We start from the raw sequence: 18,974 nt of genomic DNA, 5'->3' as shown, positions 1-18,974 counted from the left end.
TGCTTCACTAAAATAGATGCAACTGATCAGGGTGATTTATGCTCCCCTGATGTTATAAGTCAGTGTTTCAACCCCACTTTGCTTAGGCTATTTATAATGATGCATATTTTGCATCCTGCCAAATGCAAAAAAGCATCTTGAAGATGCTTTTATAACAATCAAAAAATGACTTAAAGCTTATTTGCCATAAGTTTGCTGTAAATACTTCACAATCTTAGCTGATTCAAAAAGCTGAGTCTGGGTATTTGGATCGATTAAAAATGGGACTTGAATATTATCACCCATGACTTTTAATACCTGCTCACGCTTACCACCTGCCAGTGGCACATATTTACCCGGTTTTAAACGTAATTTTGCCAAGCCTTGATCTTGCCAACGCTCTTTGGCTACATTATGAAATTTGAATGGCAACTCCAGTTCAGTCAATACACCACGTACTACACGTGTATAAGGACTTCCCTCAAAACCCCACAGTTCAATCAGTTGTTCAGGTGCAGCGCGCTCTACAATTTTCTGGTTAATCCACACACCACGTGCACCATTCAATAACGTGCCTGCAAGTGCAACATAAGGAATTTTAGGAAAATGCGCGTATTTTTTTGGCGTTTTTCCACTTTTGCCATAATGTTTGAATAAATGATGAATGATCTGCTGTGATTCATAGAGCTGATCACCTGTATTTTCATCAATTAAAAATGGAAACTGAGTTTTACCACCCAGTTGTTTCACCAAAGGTCGATATTTTGTGCCTCCTTTGGGGCATGGATAAACCTCATAATCCAAATTTAACAAGGTCATGACTTCGCGTACACGACGGCAAAATGGTGAACCTTCAAACTCATATAACTTTAAGGCTTTTTCGGGTTGCTTAGGAAATGCTGTCCCATTCACTCCACGTCCACCTTCGGTGAGCATAGATGCCACTGCCTGAATGACTTTAATTTGATGATGCACCATTTTGTTTTCCTTGTGATGTGCTCAGCAATTTGATGACTGCGCCATCAAACCGCTTATAAATCGACCAACTTTTCTTTTGCCACAATAATACCGTTGTTATCAGCATAGACATAATCGCCCGAATTAAAAGTGACTTGTCCGAAATGCAAACTCACATCCACTTCACCCACGCCTTTGCGGTTACTTTTTTGTGGAATTGAAGCCAAAGCATGTACGCCTAAATCAAGTGCTGCAATTGCATCGACATCACGTACACAGCCGTAAATGATCACGCCATTCCAGTGATTTTTCACTGCGGATTCAGCAATCAAGTCACCCATTAAGGCACAGCGCATAGATGCCCCACCATCTACCACCAAAACTTTGCCTGTGCCATCGGTTGCCAATAACTCTTTTACACGTGAGTTATCTTCAAAGCATTTTACAGTCACAATTTGACCACCAAAAGTTTTACGTGCACCGTAACTTTTGAAAAATTTACCATCCAAAGATGGAATCACCACTTGAAGGTCATGTTCTGGATGGTCATCTAATAAGTCACAAGTTACGAATGGTACTGTAGACACGTTGTTCCCCTTTTACTTGGTTTTTTGTATTTGTAAATTATCATAAATTTGAAATTTATGAATTTGCGATTGCGCTGCCTCGACCATAGTATGAGCCACTTGCGTAGCACTTACTGGCTTATATGTAAAATGATCGGGAATAAATCGTGATATTTTAAGATACAGCTTTTGTCCTAAATCTTCTAAACGCCGTTGTTCGTTGCGCTCACCCAATAATAAAGATGGACGCAAAATTGATACTTTGTCTAAATCCAAACTTTCAATATATTGTTCTAGCTCACCTTTGACACGATTATAAAATACGGCTGATTTGGCTTCTGCTCCCAAAGCACTGACCAATATGTAATGCGTACCCTTCGCCTGCAATAATTCGGCAAAATGTGCATTGATGGTATAGTCCACAGCATAAAATCCCTGCTTTGAGCCTGCCTTTTTTAAGGTTGTGCCTAAACAACTGAATGCATGACTATAACCGCTCACATCTTCATCATTGAGCAATAAAAAGTCTTCGAGGAGTAACGTCTGGACTTTTTCTAAGCGATTTAATTCCGAGCAAGGTCTACGCAAAACAACGGTAATTTTTTCACATTCAGGCAGCAGATTTAGGTGTTTAACCAAGTGCTGCCCAACCAAACCATTTGCACCAATTACAATTGCATTTTGAATAAAATTTGTCATTTTTTAAACAATCTCTGAGGCTTAGCCTTAATCTACCTGTTTCTTTCTGATTTTTCTGCATCTAAAATGTTGTCAAAGCATGTCAAGACTTGACTTAACTGTCTAGTTTCATCAAAATATGGCACTTGTTTACGGGCTGGTGATAATTCTTCTGATGTTGGTTTTCGGAAGTAATTGCAGCCCGCCCAGACCAATCTATTTCAAGGAGTGCACGAGTGGCAAACTCTGCTCAAGCTAGAAAACGTGCTCGTCAAAACGTTAAAGCACGTAAACACAACGCAAGCTTACGTTCTATGGTTCGTACTTATTTAAAACGCACAATCGCTGCTATTGCTGCTGGTGATTACGCGGTTGCTACTGAAGCTTACAAAAAAGCTGTTCCAGTAATTGACCGTATGGCTGATAAAGGCATCATCCATAAGAACAAAGCAGCTCGTCATAAGAGCCGTTTAAACGCTCAAGTTAAAGCTTTAGCTTCTAACTAAGTGTTATCAGCAAAAGAAGCCCGTTAGGGCTTTTTTTGTGTCTGTTATTTGGCATATCTAATCTTTAACACCCGCTCGGACAATAAAAGCTTTGTACATACCGCTAAGCAATCATAACCTCAAAATAAAAAACACCTCCTGAACAAGTCAAAAGGTGTTTGGAATGCAAGATGATTATTTAACGTCTAGCAACAATTTACTTCAGCATTAGCCTTAAATTTTGTGGACTTAAATACGCCAGTTGCAAGCTGTTGTTGGCTTTTAATTGTGTCCATTGCTGGTTAGCTCCGCCCGTACAACCGTAGCGAATTAAACGTGCACGATTTTCTTTTAAATAGCCATGTTCTAAGTCAAAACATTGGCTGCCCTGACGAATCGTCCCCGAAGCAGTGTGCATTTCCCATACTTGGCTGTCTTTAGAGGTACTACAACTTGCCAATGACACCACATTGCCGTTATTGGTCAAACATTGATCCATCTCAGCTTTGCTATGAATACGCCCTAAACCATCATATATCCATTGTTCAGTTTCATCACCCGTACAAGCACTTGCACCACTGATATAGGCATTTTTCTGACCACTTGCCAATGTTTCAACTTTCAAACAGTTATTTCGATTTTTCATGAGTGTGGTTTCAGCCACTACATCTTCATTATCTAAACCAAGTTGCGTGACAAAACTGCTCAAAGCCCTTGTGGCTTCTGGTTTTGCTTTTTCTAAGTCAGCACGATAAACATTCATCCAACGGTTTAATCGGTAGATGGCATTTTGCTGTTGTTCATAACGCTGTAATTGTTGCTGTGCAGTTGCACTTAGCTCTTGACGATAATCTGCATAAGAATCATACAATAGTTGTGCAGCAGGTTTTAAAGCCACCACAGCTTGACTGGCTTGCGCTTCCAACTGCTTCTGAAAATCAGGCATTTCAACTTTTCTTAAAGCTTCATAGCCATGTGTACGACCAATTTTTACCGCAGGTTGAATACTATCGCTATATTGCGGAATATTCAGTGTCGATAATAACTTCTCGGCATGATTGGCTTTTTTACAGTATAAATTCACCTGTTTTGGCTGCTCAGCAAGTGCTAAATTGACATGCAGTTTATTGGCATTGCTGGTCATACGGTTAGGTGCCAATGCCACGTTCTGATTACGATTGGCATATTGAACATCTAACCAACATGCGGCATTTTCAGCAGCACGATTTACCCCAGGTAAATTATAAACATTACCCCAGTTACTGCGTGCAGCAGGATACAACACACCTTGCTGAGTTTCAGGATCATATCCGCCAATAATAGTAATTACAGGCACACCAAATAAGCGCGGTTTTAAATAGTAACCATCGGCACTGTTGTACCAAACCTGATTGGAGCTTGGTACTTTTGGATAAACCACTTCCATTTGGCGTGTGTCTTTATTCCAAATTTTATAACCACTTGGTGAGCTTTCATCCCAAACATGTCGCGCCCCAAAGTGGGGTTGAATCCGAATATGGGTACTGTAACCCGTGTAATGGGTATAACGCGAAATGCTACTGTTGGTTGCACCACCTGACATCGCATCCCAACTATAAGCATATTGTTTCAGGAAGTTAGGCACACCATTTTTGCCATCACCCAAGTTTCGAGTATGCCACGCTAAGTTACCGCGCATTTTATTACGATACGCAATATAGCCCCAACCGCTGTCTGCATGGTGTGCAGCCCAGAACATATTTTCACCTTGTGAACCCGGATAATGCCCTAGACCATAATGATGTCCAATTTCATGGCTGAACTCGTTGCCCACAGAATCATACAGGGTCAACATACCATTACCGCCACTTAAACCATGCGTTTGATCACCATTTGTATATTTACCTCGTGCATGATGGGCAATTACAGTTTGTGTAAGTTGTGGCTGTTGCTGACTTTGCATAGAGGCACTGGTCACACCCCAGTTGGCTAAGTTAATTCCCACACTAAAGGTCGATTTTGCAGTATTTTCCCGCATGTCCCCCGAATAGACACCACCTTCACCCGCACTTTGGGTATCGTAAATCGTGCCGTTGGCGACCATCACTCGATCTAGCTGAATGTCATCATATTTTGCCACGGTCATTTGTGCCGCAGGAATGGTTTGGAAATAATCGGTACCCGCTTTTTCAGGCTCTAATAACATATAATGCCCGCCCGATTTCGGTGGTGCAGTTAGTAGACCGATACGAATATTATTGAGTACCAATTCACCCGGTGCGGCAAAATCAATTTTTTCTGCTTCGAGTGCACCAGTACGGTTTTTAGAATCGACCAAACGCAGCTTTAAACTGGGACGTACTTCATCCCAATTTAATTTAGCCGACCACGCACGCTTACTATACAACACCTCAGCACGACCATCTTGATTGCTCTGGTCTGAAGCAGGAATCTGGGTTGGATCAAGTAAAGCAACACGACGTAACAAGCGTTCATTTTGATACACTTCAAGCTGCAAAGTGTCGATATTGTCCATGCCCTGATTTGGTGTAACCAATAATAATGCTTCTTTTTCTGCGGTCAAACGTGGCATTTTTTTCGCCTCGTTACCATTCGGATCAACCACATGCCCTTGAGCAAATTGAATCATTGCCTGAAAATCACCTTCTAAATCATTACGCACTTCACGTGATTCAGAATTGGCGTTGTAATCATAAAACCCAAGTGCCGATTGATTGATGACATCTTGTGTAGGTTCAGGGTAAGGATTAGCCACATTACCCACAGGTGGTTGCTGAGGAATTTCCAATGGTGTTGGATTTTCTTGATTTGAATTCCCAGCGGCATCCCCATCGCCACCACCACCACATGCGGCAAGCATGGATGATAATATACATACGCTTAATAGACTAAGCGAAAACCGAGTCACACTTTTCATTATTTATTCCACCCCAATGTCAATCTATGACAAAAAATATAAAAATAAACACATATTTTTCAATGGCTTGTATTTTTATATTAAATAGATGTATAAAATTATGCAATTCTCAAGTTTCATATCGCTTTATATTTTCAACACAATTTTATTAATTTTTCTTTATAAAAATCAGCGAATTTTTAAAGCAGCACACAGATTGATAGACAATATTTGATCGAGTTTGCGCTCACAACTGCATAAAATGAAGGAAAAAAAGAGAATAAAATTTGAATTATTTTTTTTAATTTCTGACAGACGGTATTCTATCGTACTGAATGGATAGCACTAGAATATGCGTTCAATTTTCTGCTTAAACTTTCTGACGAAATTGCGAGATATCTAAAGTGTGAATCTGACCGCGCCAAATCCATTTTAGCTTGGATTCTAAAAACTCATCACCTTCAAACCAAACGAATAAACCTTCCATCATGTCTGGCCAATCGGCTTGCGTGACTTCATTACGTCCAGAAATCACCGCGATAATTGCAGCTAAAATCGTATCATGACTCACAGCCAAACTCAGTCCGTATTGGTTGGTTGGATGGGTGTTATAAATCAGCTCAAGGACATCCACGACACCATGAATCGGATGTTTCATGCCGGGCAAGGCATTATTCACAAAACTATTAATAAAGCCTAAAGCACCCTGTTTCTGAAAATATGGGCCTGCCTGTTTGATATCAAGTACAAAGCTTCCTGGTTCCACCAATAAACCTTGTTCTATAATTTCAATGTGATGGGTATTGGGTTCGAGGGTAATGCCATCTGCCCCACGAATCATTAAAGCAGCCGTATCGACACAACGCTGAATAGGACTTGAAATACAGTGTTGAATCACCCGATCTGTATTTCCAACCAAGTAGCCTCCCCATGCTTCGGCTAAATCGCGACCTTGTTCGGTCAATTGTAAATTATAGCCAGCCAAACCCTGACCAACGACAATTTCACGAATAGAATGACGGGTAAACAAAGTCACAGGCGTCTGAGCATCAGGCAATAAATCAATTGCTTTAAGCATACTTGCAGGGAGTAGTTCTAATGCCATGATCTAGCCAAAATTTTAACTTGGTTGCTTGACACTATACCATGTTCAGCACTTTGCTCAATCTGACTTCGCCATAAGTCCAAGTGCTTGTAAGGCAATCTGTTTCATCTGCGTATTTTTATAGGCGATAAAACCACCATTTAACAATGTATCGCGCTGATTATATAAAAATGCCCGCCCCTGAAAATCGACCAATCCACCACCTATTCGTTCCAATAAACATTGTCCTGCACTGGTGTCCCACTCAGAAGTCGGATGAAAACGTGGGTAAATATCGACACGATCTTCCAAAATCATGCAGAATTTATAAGCACTACCTGCTTTTAGTTCTTCAAAATTGGTCAACTGCGCCAAGCTTTTTAAATAGTCTGCATAGTGTGATTTTTTTTGACTACTGTGGCTTAATCCAATTTTTAGAACTGAAGATGTTACCGTGGGTTCAGACTGATAGAGATACCATTGCTGAGTTAAAATATGATATTTCAATGGCATACCCTGTTCAGGACAAAAATAAATAGTTTGCTCGCCTGGTACTGCAAGTACTGCAAAAGTTGTTTGCACACCACAAATTAAACTTAAATTAATGGTAAATTCAGGACGTTGATGTAAAAACTCTTTCGTGCCATCTAAAGGATCAAGCAACCAAAATTGCTGCCATTGCTGACGTTGGTCTTGCTCACCTTCTTCGGACAACACAGGTAAATTGGAGATTTTTGCCAAAGCCTGCATTAAATAATAATTGACTCGATAATCGGCTTGCGTAACAGGAGAATCATCGGTTTTCTTTTCTACATCAAAAGCAGCACCTGAACAATAATCTTGAAATTCCTGATTTAAAATTTCACACGCCTGCTGCACGATTGGCAATAACTGTAAAATTAAAGTATGCGTTGGCGCCTTTGTTTTTATAAACATAACTATCCTTTTTAGACTGTATCTAAAGGTCTAATTTTTCATTACTTTCATAAAAACATTGTAATAAAATTTACGGCTGATGCGTAGATAAAATTTAGTGGCTAGATATGCTAAATCAAGACTTTATGTGTCAAGGCAATTCATTTTTACTTGAGTTTTTTATTTATTGAGTGCTTAGTTAATTAATCTTTAAATGGATTGGATAATCTTTTTTTAAACATCGATAAAGTGAGTGCACCACTAACCAATAATAAAATACCCACAATCACCAAATAAGTTTCACCACCAAAAAAACCAATAATAATTGCAGCAATACCCAATAAACCCAAAATAGTGGTAATGGCAATTCCTAAAATAGACATCACAATTCCTTTTAAATTTATTTAATCATGAAAAATTGTCAATATTCTCAGGTATCGTTCTGTCATATTCATGCCTCTTTTGATAGTTAAAGCGTAACATTTGAGCGCACCTTGCCACATTTATACACAGAACTTATACTGAAATAGACTAAACACGACCTATTACATTTCACTGAGTTTGCTGAATAACTTAAGTGCAGATTATGACAACTTGATGCATTTTATTTAAAAAGATTCTTTCTTAAATCATTTTTGAATCACTGCAAAGGAAATTCCCTTTCCTTTTAGGAGACTTGCGGAGCATGCTCCTCAGGGAGAGGTTTTTTATAAGAATCCCCTCATCCACTTGCGGAATATACTCCTCATCCTGAGCAATACATGGCGTAAAAGAAGGGACTTTCAATACTAATTTTACTGATCATTTATGATCAAATTTCGACTTATAAAAGGATTCTAATTCAGGTTGAACCATTCATAGAATTAAGGTATAAAAAAGCCCGATCTGCATCAATCGGGCCAGATTTAAAGGTACACAAATTTGTATACATAATCAAAATCACTAGAATTTTAAATCAAAAAATTAATCAATCCTTTTCTAGAAAAGTTAACTCTCCCTCATCTGAGGTGATTTTAATTTTGACTTTACGATAACTACGTTTATCTGGGTTTAATGCCGACTCTGAAACATGATGGGCGAATTTTTCATCGCCCATTAAATGCGCAAATAATTTATAGCCGATACGCATTTTCTTAATTTTTTTCTTCTTTTTCTCAAACTCATCGAGTTGTTTATCTAAGTGTTTTAAATCTAAATACTGTTGTTCAGCCATTACTAGCTCCCTAATTTAAAAAATTTACCACTCAATTTCTATGCTTATACAGACAAACAAATACAGAAATATGTCAAAAAAATTGTTTTTTGTGAACACTACAGTTACTTTTTACAACTGCCCCATCTCACCTATTTATATGCAACACCTGCACAGTGCTTATCTGTTTAGCCTAACACAATTTGGCGAATAATCAGACAGTATTTTGAGTTATGCCTCAAGCATGTTTAAATGAGCCAGTTTTATTTGCCTTTTGGCAATTGCTTAATGGTTTAGGATGTCTAAATGCACAAAAATATCATCATGTTTGACATGGACGGAACGCTGTTAGATCTCGCTTATGATGATTTTATTTGGAATGAACAACTGCCTATTCGCTATGCAGAATTACACGCCTGTTCTTTAGAGCGCAGCAAAGAAATTTTATACGATTTTTATCAAGCGCATAGCCACACCTTAGAGTGGTATTCCTCACGTTTTTGGACGGCTAAAGTGGGTGTAGATATGCTTGCGATGCAACTTGAATATAAAGATCAAGTCACGTTGCGTCCACAAGCTATCGAGTTACTGGAATATTTAAAAAATAATGGCTATCACATTTGGCTCACCACCAATGCCGATTGTGCAGGTTTAGACTTTAAATTAGCACATACAGGTTTAGCAAAGTATTTTGAAGTGATTGTTAGTTCTGAAAGTATTGGTTATGCCAAAGAGCGCGTTGAATTTTGGCAAACATTGCAACAACAACATGCATTTAATCCTGAAGATTGCTATTTTATAGATGACACCGAAAAGGTGCTTAATGGTGCTAAAGCCTTTGGGATTGGACACTTATATAGTATTGCCCAGCCATCCTCAGCAAAACCTACGCGTCAGACTTGTAATTACCCTATGTTGCACCAATTAACAGATTTAATTCCTGTCTTAGAACAATTTGAGGACACTCAAAAATATGCCTAAAACTTCGTCCCACGAAGCCATTGAAACGATCCGAATTGATAAATGGCTATGGGCTGCACGTTTTTTCAAGACCCGCTCTATTGCAAAAGCTGCCATTGAAGGCGGCAAAGTACATCACAATGGCGAGCGCGTTAAAGTTTCCAAAGAAATTCGTGTGGGAACTGAGCTGACCATTCAACAAGGTTTTGATAAGAAAACCGTATTGGTCAAGGCATTATCCGGCGTACGCGGCCCTGCCCCTGTCGCTCAGCAACTTTATGAAGAAACTGAAGTGAGTATTGCACGCAGGGAATTGATTGCGACCCAAAGAAAGTTGCATAATCTAGCACGACCTGATCATCGACCAAGTAAAAAAGACCGTCGTGACATCAGCAAATTTAAACAAGAGAATGATCAGCAATTTGACCAATTTTGGTCATATAATGATGATTAAATAGAGCGTCACAGGCTGTCGCACAGCCCGTGATATAAATAGAACTACAGGACAAATTCTGTCACTATATTGCATGTGGAAAAGATTTAAGTAAATGCATCCACTTGAGTATATTGTTTCGTGACATCGTATTGAGGTTGTAAGATGGATGAGAATAAAAGCAAGGCGTTAAACGCTGCGTTAAGCCAGATTGAAAAACAATTTGGTAAGAACACAGTCATGCGTCTTGGTGACAACACTGTGCAAGCGGTAGAAGCCGTATCTACAGGCTCATTGACCCTAGATATTGCATTGGGTATTGGTGGCTTACCTAAAGGTCGTATCATTGAAATTTACGGCCCTGAATCATCAGGTAAAACGACTATGACCTTGCAAGCCATTGCAGAATGTCAAAAAGCTGGTGGAACTTGTGCCTTTATTGATGCCGAACACGCGCTTGATCCTCAATATGCACGTAAACTTGGTGTAGATATTGACAATCTTTTAGTATCGCAACCAGACAACGGTGAACAAGCTCTTGAAATTGCCGATATGTTGGTACGCTCTGGCGCAATCGACATGATTGTGGTCGACTCCGTAGCTGCCTTAACCCCTCGTGCCGAAATTGAAGGCGAAATGGGTGACTCACACATGGGCTTACAAGCACGCTTAATGAGCCAAGCCTTGCGTAAAATCACAGGTAATGCCAAACGCTCGAACTGTATGGTGATCTTCATTAACCAAATTCGTATGAAAATTGGTGTAATGTTTGGTAGCCCAGAAACCACAACTGGCGGTAACGCATTGAAGTTCTATGCTTCTGTTCGTTTAGATATTCGCCGTGTAGGTCAGGTGAAAGAAGGCGACGAGATTATTGGTTCTGAAACCAAAGTCAAAGTTGTGAAAAACAAAATGGCGCCTCCATTTAAAGAAGCATTGTTCCAGATTCTTTACGGTAAAGGCGTTAACCATTTGGGCGAGCTGGTCGATTTAGCTGTTCAACAAAATATCGTGCAAAAAGCTGGTGCTTGGTATTCTTATCAAGGCGATAAAATTGGTCAAGGTAAAAACAACACCATTCGCCATCTTGAAGAACATCCAGAGCTTGCTAAAGGCATCGAAGCGATTATTCGTGAACAACTACTCACGACAGGTCAAGCTGCACCTGTAGAAGATAAAGACGAAGAAGAATTCGACTTACTTGATGTTTAAAGCATGCGCTAAGATGAACACAACAAACTGAATTAAATAGAACGCTCTACGGAGCGTTTTATTGTATATGGAAGCATTACCATGTCTGAAAATAAATTCCCCAAACTGATTGATTATGCTGCGCTAAAACAACAATTTGGCGAAGATGAGCAATCATGTAGCCGAACTGAGCAGATATATTCCGAAACAACGTCTGCCCTGCATTTTGCCTCAAATTCTGCGCCTAACATTAATAAACAATACCCTGCTCATACGGAAGCCATTGATGATCAAGAACACAATCACAATGAAGACCAAGACGAACAGCAAAACAAACGCCCAGGACTAACAGGTTCTCGTCTACGCAGCTACGCCTTTGCTGTCTTAACGCGTAAAGAATATTCTAAAAATGACTTAATTGAAAAACTGGCTTTATATGCAGAAAACCGTGATGAAGTGATTGAGTTAGTCAATGAATTGGCACGTGAAAATTATCAGAGTGATCAACGCCTAGCAGAAATGTTACTGGCTAGCCAAAAGCGGCAAGGTAAAGGGCCAAATCGTATTAAAATGGCTCTTAAAAACAAAAAAGTGGATAGCAGTTTAATTTCAGAAGAACTTAAAGAAACTGATTGGGCAGAACAAGCCTATCAACTGAAAGTGAAAAAATTCGGCACAGAAGTCGCAAACGAGCCAAAACTTAAAGCCAAACAAATTCGTTTTTTACAGTATCGGGGCTTTGATATGGATGCGATTATGAAAGCAATTCGTAGGAAAGAGCAGGATTTTTAAAATAGTGGATATAAGATCAAAATAAGTAGAAGATAAATAGAATTATTATTTCAAAACTGGTGGCAACCCTACCAGCAAGCCTTCGGCACATCATAGTTCCACTACCGCTGCTACCTTCCGGTCCTGACGGGGTTCGTAGAGTACAATTGCGAAGTAACCAGCAGGGCTACCATTGCAAAAACAGAGTATAGAGATTTTTAACAAACTTGCAAGCGTTGTTCTGTATTTCCTTTTATAATGCTATCCAATTGATTATTTTAAAAACAATTGAAGACATTTATAGAATAACCTCACTTAAAATTCAAAACTTAGTCTAACTAAACCATCATAAAATTATTTTGAGATTTAAATCCTAGATTTACCCATATTGCGCTGAGATTGATGATAAGTTTGTAAAAGCTTATTGCAATTCCACGCGCGGACGTTTTAAATGTGGAAAATGACTAAATCAACAGGTTGAGTCCAATACGCTTACAAGGACTCACTTATACAAGATTAAGATGGATATTCAATTATGCTAAAAAAGCATGCACTTTGTGCTCTTGCCCTACTGTGCTCAACGTCTGTATTTGCCAATATTCCAATTGAAAGCCACAACCTCAGCCAAAGCAGTGCTGGCTATGCCAATAGCCCTGCGATTGCAACGAGTAATATGGCAACTGCTAATGTACCCACCAATATCAATTGGCAGTTGATGCAAAAAAATCAGCAACTTGAAAATGACATCCGCCAGTTACGTGGCAAAATTGAAGAACAAGACAATGAAATTGCGCAGCTCAAACATGAATTGCAAAATCGCTATACCGATTTAGATCAACGTCTAGAACTGCTCCAACAAAAAATAGACCCTGAATCTGCTCCTGCCGCTGAGGAGGATAACCAAAAAGATACTGCACCCAGCGCCAGCAACAACCAGTTAAACAACAATGCCACGCAATCTGTGCAAAATACAACGCATGTGAGTCCAACAGCTCAAGGTTTAAATACCAATATTGAGCTGGAAAAAGCAGCCTATACTGTTGCATTGGATGCCTATAAACAAGGTGGCGCCAAAAAAGCGATTGCACCTATGCAAAACTTTATTAAAAACCACCCAAACAGTGTGTATATCAGCAATGCGTATTTTTGGTTAGCTGAATTTAATTTAGCAATTGAGCCAACCAATTACACCGAAGCCAAAAAGAATTTTGAAATTGTAGCAACAAAGTATCCCCAATCTGCAAAAGCATCAAGTGCCTTATATCGCTTATATAGCATAGCGCAAGATGTAGATCACAAACCTACTTTAGCAGCGCAATACAAAAGTAAAATTCTGAGCCAATATCCAAAGTCTGAAGAAGCAAGATTTTTAAAATAAGCCAATAAAAAAAGACATCCGAGGATGTCTTTTAATATTCTGAAGCTTGCCGTATTCGGTAAACTCAAACCTTAACGCACAATACCACGTTCAGATTGTTCTAAAGAATCAATTAAACGCTGCGCTTCTGCCACATTTGGCAAAATATCACTGCGAATTTGCTGAATGGCTTGCTCAGTGGTTAATCCAGATTTGTAAATGAGTTTAAAGGCTTCACGAAGACCTTGAATCACATCCTTCGACCAGCCTTTACGACGCATTCCTTCCACATTCATTGCAAATGCATGTGCAGGATTACCAGAAACCATGACATACGCAGGCACATCTTTAAGAATAAGCGATGCACCACCAATCATGCTATAAGAGTCAATTTTACAGAATTGGTGAATACCAGAGTTTCCACCGACAACCACATAATCCCCAACATGCACATGACCTGCCACACCCACGTTATTGGCAAAAATATTGTGATCACCCACCATACAGTCATGTGCGATATGCGTATTGACCATAAGTAAGTTGTGACTACCAATTTTGGTCAGGCTATTGTCTTGCACCGTACCACGATGCAAACTGCAGTGTTCACGAATTTTGTTGTGATCACCAATTTCTAGCCAAGTTTCCTCACCTGCATATTTTAAGTCCTGACAGACCTCACCTACGCTGGCGAACTGGAAAATTTCATTGTGCTGACCAATACGGGTGTAACCACCAATCACCACATGCGAATGAAGTTTTGTACCCTCACCAATCGTTACATTTGGGCCAATAATACAGTATGGACCAATCGTGACATCTGAAGCGATTACTGCAGATGAGTCAATAATAGCGGTTGGGTGAATGAGTGGGTTATTGCTCATGCTTGCTCTGTTTTCTGATGCGAAACCATAATTTCCGCGGTTGCTGCGACGACGCCATCAACGGTGGCGATACAATTATATTTGTAAATGCCTCGTTTTTGCATAACTAATTCAGATTTTAATACAAGTTGATCGCCTGCAACGACTTGTTTTTTAAATCGAACTTTTTCTGCGCCTGCAAAAAGGAACAAAGAACCTGCGCTCGGTTTCTCATTATTCATGATAAAACCTAAAATACCCGACACTTGTGCCATCGCTTCAACGATTAAAACACCCGGCATGATCGGATAATTCGGGAAGTGTCCTTGCAAGAATTCTTCATTGATAGATACGTTTTTATAACCCACGATACCGTTATCAGTGACTTCTACAATGCGGTCTACCAATAAAAACGGATAGCGATGGGGTAAATATTCACGAATGGTTTGAATGTGCATTGGCAATTCAGGTTTAGTGAAGGTGCTAGAATTCGACTCAGTCATCATAATTATTTACGCAATTTAAAAGTTGATTCAAGGGACTCAATTTGAGATTGCATATCATCAAGTCTTTTCACCAATTGGGTCAATGGCACATCTGCTAATTGTCTGAGGCGCACAACAGTACGTTTCCACTTTTGATTTTCAAACAAGCCTATACCTGACGAATATTTTCCTGATTCAGAAATATTATTTGTGACCATTGACATTCCTGTCAAAGTCACATTATCAGCAATATTTAAGTGCCCTGAAATTGCACTTCCACCACCAATGATACAGTTTTTGCCAATTGTCACACTTCCAGCCACGGCAGTTTTTGCTGCAATGGCCGTATGAGCACCTAATTTGACGTTATGTGCGATTTGCACAAGGTTATCAATAATGACACCATCTTCCAAAATTGTATCATTTAGTGCACCGCGATCTACGCTGCAATTCGAGCCAATACGAACGTCATTGCCAATAATCACCGAACCCAACTGTGCAATACGATGCCATTTGCCTTGATAAGGTGCAAAGCCAAAGCCTTCACTGCCAATTACAGTATTGGCGTGTATGCGCACACGATGTCCAAGCTTGGCTGCGCCTGTCAAAGTCACGTGTGAATCAATAAAACACTGTTGACCAATTTCGACAAAGTCATCAATTTTACAGTGCGATTGCACAATCGTATTGTCACCCACCACACAATTTTCACCAATTACGACGTAATGACCAATATAAGCACTATCGGCGATGATGGCTGATGGATGGATTTGGGCTGTGCTTTCTATACCACGTTGCGTATGCTTACGCTCAAATACATGGGTTAAAATTGCAAAAGCTAAATACGGATTATCGACCACAATAAAGTTGTGATGATTGTCTAACTCGGCTTGTAGTGAAGCGGTCACAATTAAAGCCCCCGCCTGAGAGCTACGTGCTTGCGCTAAATATTTATCGCCATTCACGAATGCAAGTTGATGCGCCTGAGCAGACTCAAGGCTTGCCAAACCTTGCAAACGTAAATCGGCTTGTCCAATGCATTGACCTTGAACTAAACCAGCAATTTCTTCTAAGCGATAATATTGGGAACTCATTGATTATTTAAGTGCGTTGACCTTTTGGATCATTTTATCAGTTAAATCATACTTCGGGTCATAGGCAAGTGCTGAGTTTTTATTCAAAACCACATCTAAACCATTTTCTTTACGCAATTGTTCAGCAACTTGCTTTAAACGAGTTTCAAAACCATCGTTAATTTTGTGCAATTCTGACTGGACACTAGTTTGTACCGCTTGTTGCAAACTATTAAATTCTTTCAATTTGGCTTGAAACTGTGTATTCATTTTTTGCTTTTCAGCGTCTGATAAATTCGTAGTCTGTTGCGCGCGTTGCTGCATGGTTTCTAACTCTTTTGTCAGTTGCTCAAGCTTAGTGGTTTGTGGTTTGACAGACTGTTGCAAAGCGAGATTTTGCTGTTTGAGATAACTGCTATTTTCTACAACACGCTCTAAACTTACCACACCATAGCCTGCAGCATGTGCTACTGCAGCCATTGTAGATAAACCCAACAATGCCAAACTCAATATTGTTTTTTTCATGTGCTACATCCTGTGTTTAAACAATCCAACATGGGTCGTACTTAGAAAGTACGACCAATTTCGAATTGGATATTTTTAGTGTCATCGCCTTGTTTATCATTCAACGGATACGCATAGCTGAGTGATAATGGGCCAATCATGGTAATCCAAGTAAAGCCTACACCCACGCTATAACGCATTTCACCGAAGTCGAAGCCATAATTGTCTTTACAATATTGCTTGGCATTCACAGAAGCACCATTCACAAAAATATTTGAATCAGAAACATTACACTGAGTATCAAAAACTTGTGCGCCTTCTGCAAAAATTACTGGACGGACTTGACGCGTCCAATCTCCTTTAAATGGCACTGGTAGAGCCAATTCTGTACCGAACTGTACTAGAGCATTACCACCAACTTCTTCAGGTGAGCGATCCGTTTGACTTGTATCAGAGAAATAAACACCTGGATATTTCGGGCCTAAGGTGCTGTTGTCATAACCACGTACTGAACCATAACCACCTGCATAGAAGTTCTTATAGAACGGTAAGTCATTACCAAAACCTAACTTACCGTAGCCACGTAAGACAAAATCATGACCTAATGGCATATAAGCCTGTGCATCATAGGTCACTTTTTGGAATTCCACATCACTACCGGGTAAAGCAATTTCAGCATTAACACGATGCGACATACCATTGGTTGGGAAAATCGGACGATTTAAAGTGTTGTATGACCAACCTAAATTTAGGTTATACGTAAGGAAATCACCTTTAAATTCTTTGCCGTAAGGAATTGGATTTGCACAAGGCTCATACCCTACTACATCACCATTTGCATCTTTAATAGGGACTAAATCATCTGGACAATATTCGTCACTTTTGGTTTCTTTACCCCCATGGCGCTCTAAATAGTCTGCGACATAAGTTGAAACATAAGGTCCTGTGGTTACTTCGGTCTGATCAATATTTAAACCTGCACTAATACTTTGGTTTTCATCAATTGGATAACCGAAGTTAATTCCACCACCAAAACTGTCTGTCACATAGTTGTTAACGTTATAGTTATCATCTAACTTGGTTTTACGGTAGTACATGTTGTAACCACGACGCACACCATCAATCGTGAAGTATGGATCAGTCACACTCAGGTTATAGTAATCTTGTGTTTCAGAACGTGATAAATCAATCGAAACCGAATTACCCGTACCTAAGAAGTTAGTTTGGCTTAAACCAGCTTGGAACGTCACACCACCGCTTTGCGAGAAACCTACCGCTAAAGTACTGGTACCTGAGTGCTGTTCTTCTACATTAACATTTAAGTCAATTTGGTCTGGCACATTAGGAATACGTACTGGCTTAACATCGACGGTTTTAAAGAAACCTGTACGTTCTAAACGAACTTTAGACAAGTCAATTTTTTCATTGCTTGCCAATGCGCCTTCCATTTGACGCATTTCACGACGTAGCACTTCATCGGCAGTTTTACTGTTACCTGCGAAGTTAATACGACGCACTGTAACTTGCTGACCTGGATTAATGTAGTAGTTTAAATCGACCAGTTTAGTTTCTTTGTCAATTTGCGGAACAATATTCACTTCGGCATAGTAATAGCCTGCATTACCATATTTACGCAGCAACAATTGTTTCACCGCATTCACTTTTTCTTGTGAATAGGTTTCACCATCTTTATAAATTTTCAGTGCCGTAAGTTCTTCTGGTTTGTATAAAGCATCGCCCAAGAACTTGCTTTCGCCAAACTTGAATTGCTCACCTTCATCCACCGAAACTTCAACAAAAATATGCTTTTTGTCTTCGCTCAAATTCAAGCTAGAGTTAGTGATATTGAAGTTGATATAACCTTTATTAAGATATAACGCACGTAATGCTTCCAAGCTTGCTGCCATTTTTTCGCGTGCATAGCGGTCATTACGGGTAACAATCGAACTCCAGCTACTTTCTTTAACTGCAAACGCCTGCTTAATGTCGCTTTCTTTAAATACCGTATTACCAATGATGTTGATATCTACCACTTTGGCAGCTTTGCCTTCAACAAACTCTACAGTTAAATCTACACGGTTATTTGGACGTGCTGTGGTAATGACACGTACATCCGCATCATAACGACCTTGCTGCATATACTGCTGTTCAAGTTCAGATTCTAAAGTTTGTAGTGCTGACTTTTTCAGTACTTCACCTTCAGCCACACCCATTTTCTTTAAACCATCTTCCAACGCTTCTTTTGGAATCAGTTTATTGCCTTTAAATTCAACCTTAGAAATGATTGGGCGCTCAACCACTTTAAACACTAAAGTGTCGGCTTCACGACTGGCCTGAATGTCATCAAACAAACCTGTGGCATAGAGTGAACGAATCGCATTGGCCAACACTGCTTCATTGACACGATCACCACTATTCACTGGAATCATTCCATAGACATTGGCTGGCGTTAAACGAACAAGACCATCTATTTTTATATCTCGCGCAATAAATTCATCTGCTGCATATACTTGTTGTGTTGCCGCCATTGCACTAACCAGTGCCAAGGGCATAAATAAATGTGTGTGCTGCATGCCAGTCTTTTCCAG

The 18,974-nt window shown here is 39.7% G+C and carries 19 protein-coding genes and 1 other RNA gene; 6 read left to right on the top strand and 14 right to left on the bottom strand.

Annotated features, from left to right (window positions below):
* Positions 1-177: 177 nt before the first annotated feature.
* From FTT78_RS11255 to FTT78_RS11245, 3 genes are read right to left on the bottom strand one after another with little or no spacing between them, the layout of a single operon-like run.
* Positions 178-957 (bottom strand): glutathione S-transferase N-terminal domain-containing protein, encoded by a 780-nt coding sequence (locus FTT78_RS11255; RefSeq protein WP_004976665.1) that lies wholly within the window; start codon positions 955-957, stop codon positions 178-180.
* A gap of 53 nt (positions 958-1,010) precedes the next feature.
* Positions 1,011-1,523 carry a ribonuclease E activity regulator RraA gene (gene rraA, locus FTT78_RS11250; RefSeq protein ID WP_004976667.1) on the bottom strand — a complete coding sequence of 171 codons (513 nt, stop codon included), beginning with the start codon at positions 1,521-1,523 and terminating at the stop codon, positions 1,011-1,013.
* 12 nt (positions 1,524-1,535) lie between these two features.
* The gene (locus FTT78_RS11245) at positions 1,536-2,201 is read right to left on the bottom strand and encodes an NAD(P)H-binding protein (RefSeq protein WP_180044304.1); all 666 of its coding nucleotides are present in this window, start codon (positions 2,199-2,201) and stop codon (positions 1,536-1,538) included.
* Positions 2,202-2,416: 215 nt separating this feature from the next.
* Between FTT78_RS11245 and rpsT the strand changes: the two genes are divergently transcribed.
* Positions 2,417-2,686: a 30S ribosomal protein S20 gene (gene rpsT / locus FTT78_RS11240; RefSeq protein ID WP_004976669.1), complete on the top strand. Its 270-nt coding sequence runs from the start codon at positions 2,417-2,419 to the stop codon at positions 2,684-2,686.
* 196 nt (positions 2,687-2,882) lie between these two features.
* Here rpsT and FTT78_RS11235 read toward each other — a convergent pair whose 3' ends face one another.
* The 5 genes from FTT78_RS11235 to FTT78_RS11215 form a co-directional block, all read right to left on the bottom strand.
* Positions 2,883-5,582 (bottom strand): M66 family metalloprotease, encoded by a 2,700-nt coding sequence (locus tag FTT78_RS11235; protein ID WP_180044305.1) that lies wholly within the window; start codon positions 5,580-5,582, stop codon positions 2,883-2,885.
* A gap of 349 nt (positions 5,583-5,931) precedes the next feature.
* On the bottom strand, positions 5,932-6,666 hold the full coding sequence (locus FTT78_RS11230; protein WP_004976677.1) for a histidine phosphatase family protein: 735 nt from the start codon (positions 6,664-6,666) through the stop codon (positions 5,932-5,934).
* Positions 6,667-6,723: 57 nt separating this feature from the next.
* A complete protein-coding gene (locus FTT78_RS11225) occupies positions 6,724-7,581 on the bottom strand; it encodes a 3'(2'),5'-bisphosphate nucleotidase CysQ (RefSeq protein WP_131261461.1) in 858 nt (285 codons plus the stop codon).
* Positions 7,582-7,763: 182 nt separating this feature from the next.
* A complete protein-coding gene (locus FTT78_RS11220) occupies positions 7,764-7,943 on the bottom strand; it encodes a hypothetical protein (RefSeq protein WP_004976682.1) in 180 nt (59 codons plus the stop codon).
* 584 nt (positions 7,944-8,527) lie between these two features.
* Positions 8,528-8,773: a hypothetical protein gene (locus FTT78_RS11215; RefSeq protein ID WP_004976684.1), complete on the bottom strand. Its 246-nt coding sequence runs from the start codon at positions 8,771-8,773 to the stop codon at positions 8,528-8,530.
* A gap of 285 nt (positions 8,774-9,058) precedes the next feature.
* On the opposite strand from FTT78_RS11215, the gene FTT78_RS11210 reads away from it, so the two are divergent.
* The 4 genes from FTT78_RS11210 to FTT78_RS11195 all read left to right on the top strand — a co-directional run bounded on the left by FTT78_RS11210 (position 9,059) and on the right by FTT78_RS11195 (position 12,128).
* Positions 9,059-9,733 carry an HAD-IA family hydrolase gene (locus FTT78_RS11210; protein WP_096901429.1) on the top strand — a complete coding sequence of 225 codons (675 nt, stop codon included), beginning with the start codon at positions 9,059-9,061 and terminating at the stop codon, positions 9,731-9,733.
* Positions 9,726-10,166, top strand: a complete 441-nt coding sequence (locus FTT78_RS11205; protein WP_004976690.1) for an RNA-binding S4 domain-containing protein — start codon at positions 9,726-9,728, stop codon at positions 10,164-10,166. Before FTT78_RS11210 ends, FTT78_RS11205 begins: the two co-directional genes overlap by 8 nt.
* A 144-nt stretch (positions 10,167-10,310) precedes the next feature.
* Positions 10,311-11,357: a recombinase RecA gene (gene recA, locus FTT78_RS11200; RefSeq protein WP_004976691.1), complete on the top strand. Its 1,047-nt coding sequence runs from the start codon at positions 10,311-10,313 to the stop codon at positions 11,355-11,357.
* Between the two features lie 81 nt (positions 11,358-11,438).
* Entirely contained in the window at positions 11,439-12,128 is a 690-nt protein-coding gene (locus FTT78_RS11195; protein WP_180044307.1) for a regulatory protein RecX, read from the top strand.
* A 66-nt stretch (positions 12,129-12,194) separates the two neighbouring features.
* Here the strand turns inward: FTT78_RS11195 and ffs are convergent.
* An RNA gene (ffs, locus tag FTT78_RS11190) (signal recognition particle sRNA small type) lies at positions 12,195-12,291 on the bottom strand.
* Positions 12,292-12,639: 348 nt separating this feature from the next.
* Between ffs and FTT78_RS11185 the strand changes: the two genes are divergently transcribed.
* Positions 12,640-13,485, top strand: coding sequence for a YbgF trimerization domain-containing protein (locus FTT78_RS11185; RefSeq protein ID WP_180044316.1), 846 nt, complete (start codon positions 12,640-12,642; stop codon positions 13,483-13,485).
* A 71-nt stretch (positions 13,486-13,556) separates the two neighbouring features.
* Here FTT78_RS11185 and lpxA read toward each other — a convergent pair whose 3' ends face one another.
* From lpxA to bamA, 5 genes are read right to left on the bottom strand one after another with little or no spacing between them, the layout of a single operon-like run.
* Positions 13,557-14,345, bottom strand: coding sequence for an acyl-ACP--UDP-N-acetylglucosamine O-acyltransferase (gene lpxA, locus FTT78_RS11180; RefSeq protein ID WP_019836491.1), 789 nt, complete (start codon positions 14,343-14,345; stop codon positions 13,557-13,559).
* Entirely contained in the window at positions 14,342-14,830 is a 489-nt protein-coding gene (fabZ, locus tag FTT78_RS11175; RefSeq protein ID WP_004976697.1) for a 3-hydroxyacyl-ACP dehydratase FabZ, read from the bottom strand. Before fabZ ends, lpxA begins: the two co-directional genes overlap by 4 nt.
* A 2-nt stretch (positions 14,831-14,832) precedes the next feature.
* The gene (lpxD, locus tag FTT78_RS11170; RefSeq protein WP_180044309.1) at positions 14,833-15,903 is read right to left on the bottom strand and encodes a UDP-3-O-(3-hydroxymyristoyl)glucosamine N-acyltransferase; all 1,071 of its coding nucleotides are present in this window, start codon (positions 15,901-15,903) and stop codon (positions 14,833-14,835) included.
* Between the two features lie 3 nt (positions 15,904-15,906).
* Complete coding sequence (locus FTT78_RS11165) at positions 15,907-16,407, bottom strand: OmpH family outer membrane protein (protein WP_004976699.1); 501 nt, start codon at positions 16,405-16,407, stop codon at positions 15,907-15,909.
* A 41-nt stretch (positions 16,408-16,448) separates the two neighbouring features.
* Positions 16,449-18,959: an outer membrane protein assembly factor BamA gene (gene bamA / locus FTT78_RS11160; RefSeq protein ID WP_131261466.1), complete on the bottom strand. Its 2,511-nt coding sequence runs from the start codon at positions 18,957-18,959 to the stop codon at positions 16,449-16,451.
* Positions 18,960-18,974 lie beyond the last annotated feature (15 nt).

This window comes from Acinetobacter sp. YH01011 (assembly GCF_013420785.1).
GTDB classification, from domain to species: domain Bacteria; phylum Pseudomonadota; class Gammaproteobacteria; order Pseudomonadales; family Moraxellaceae; genus Acinetobacter; species Acinetobacter towneri.
This window is presented reverse-complemented; position numbering and strand designations above follow the sequence as displayed.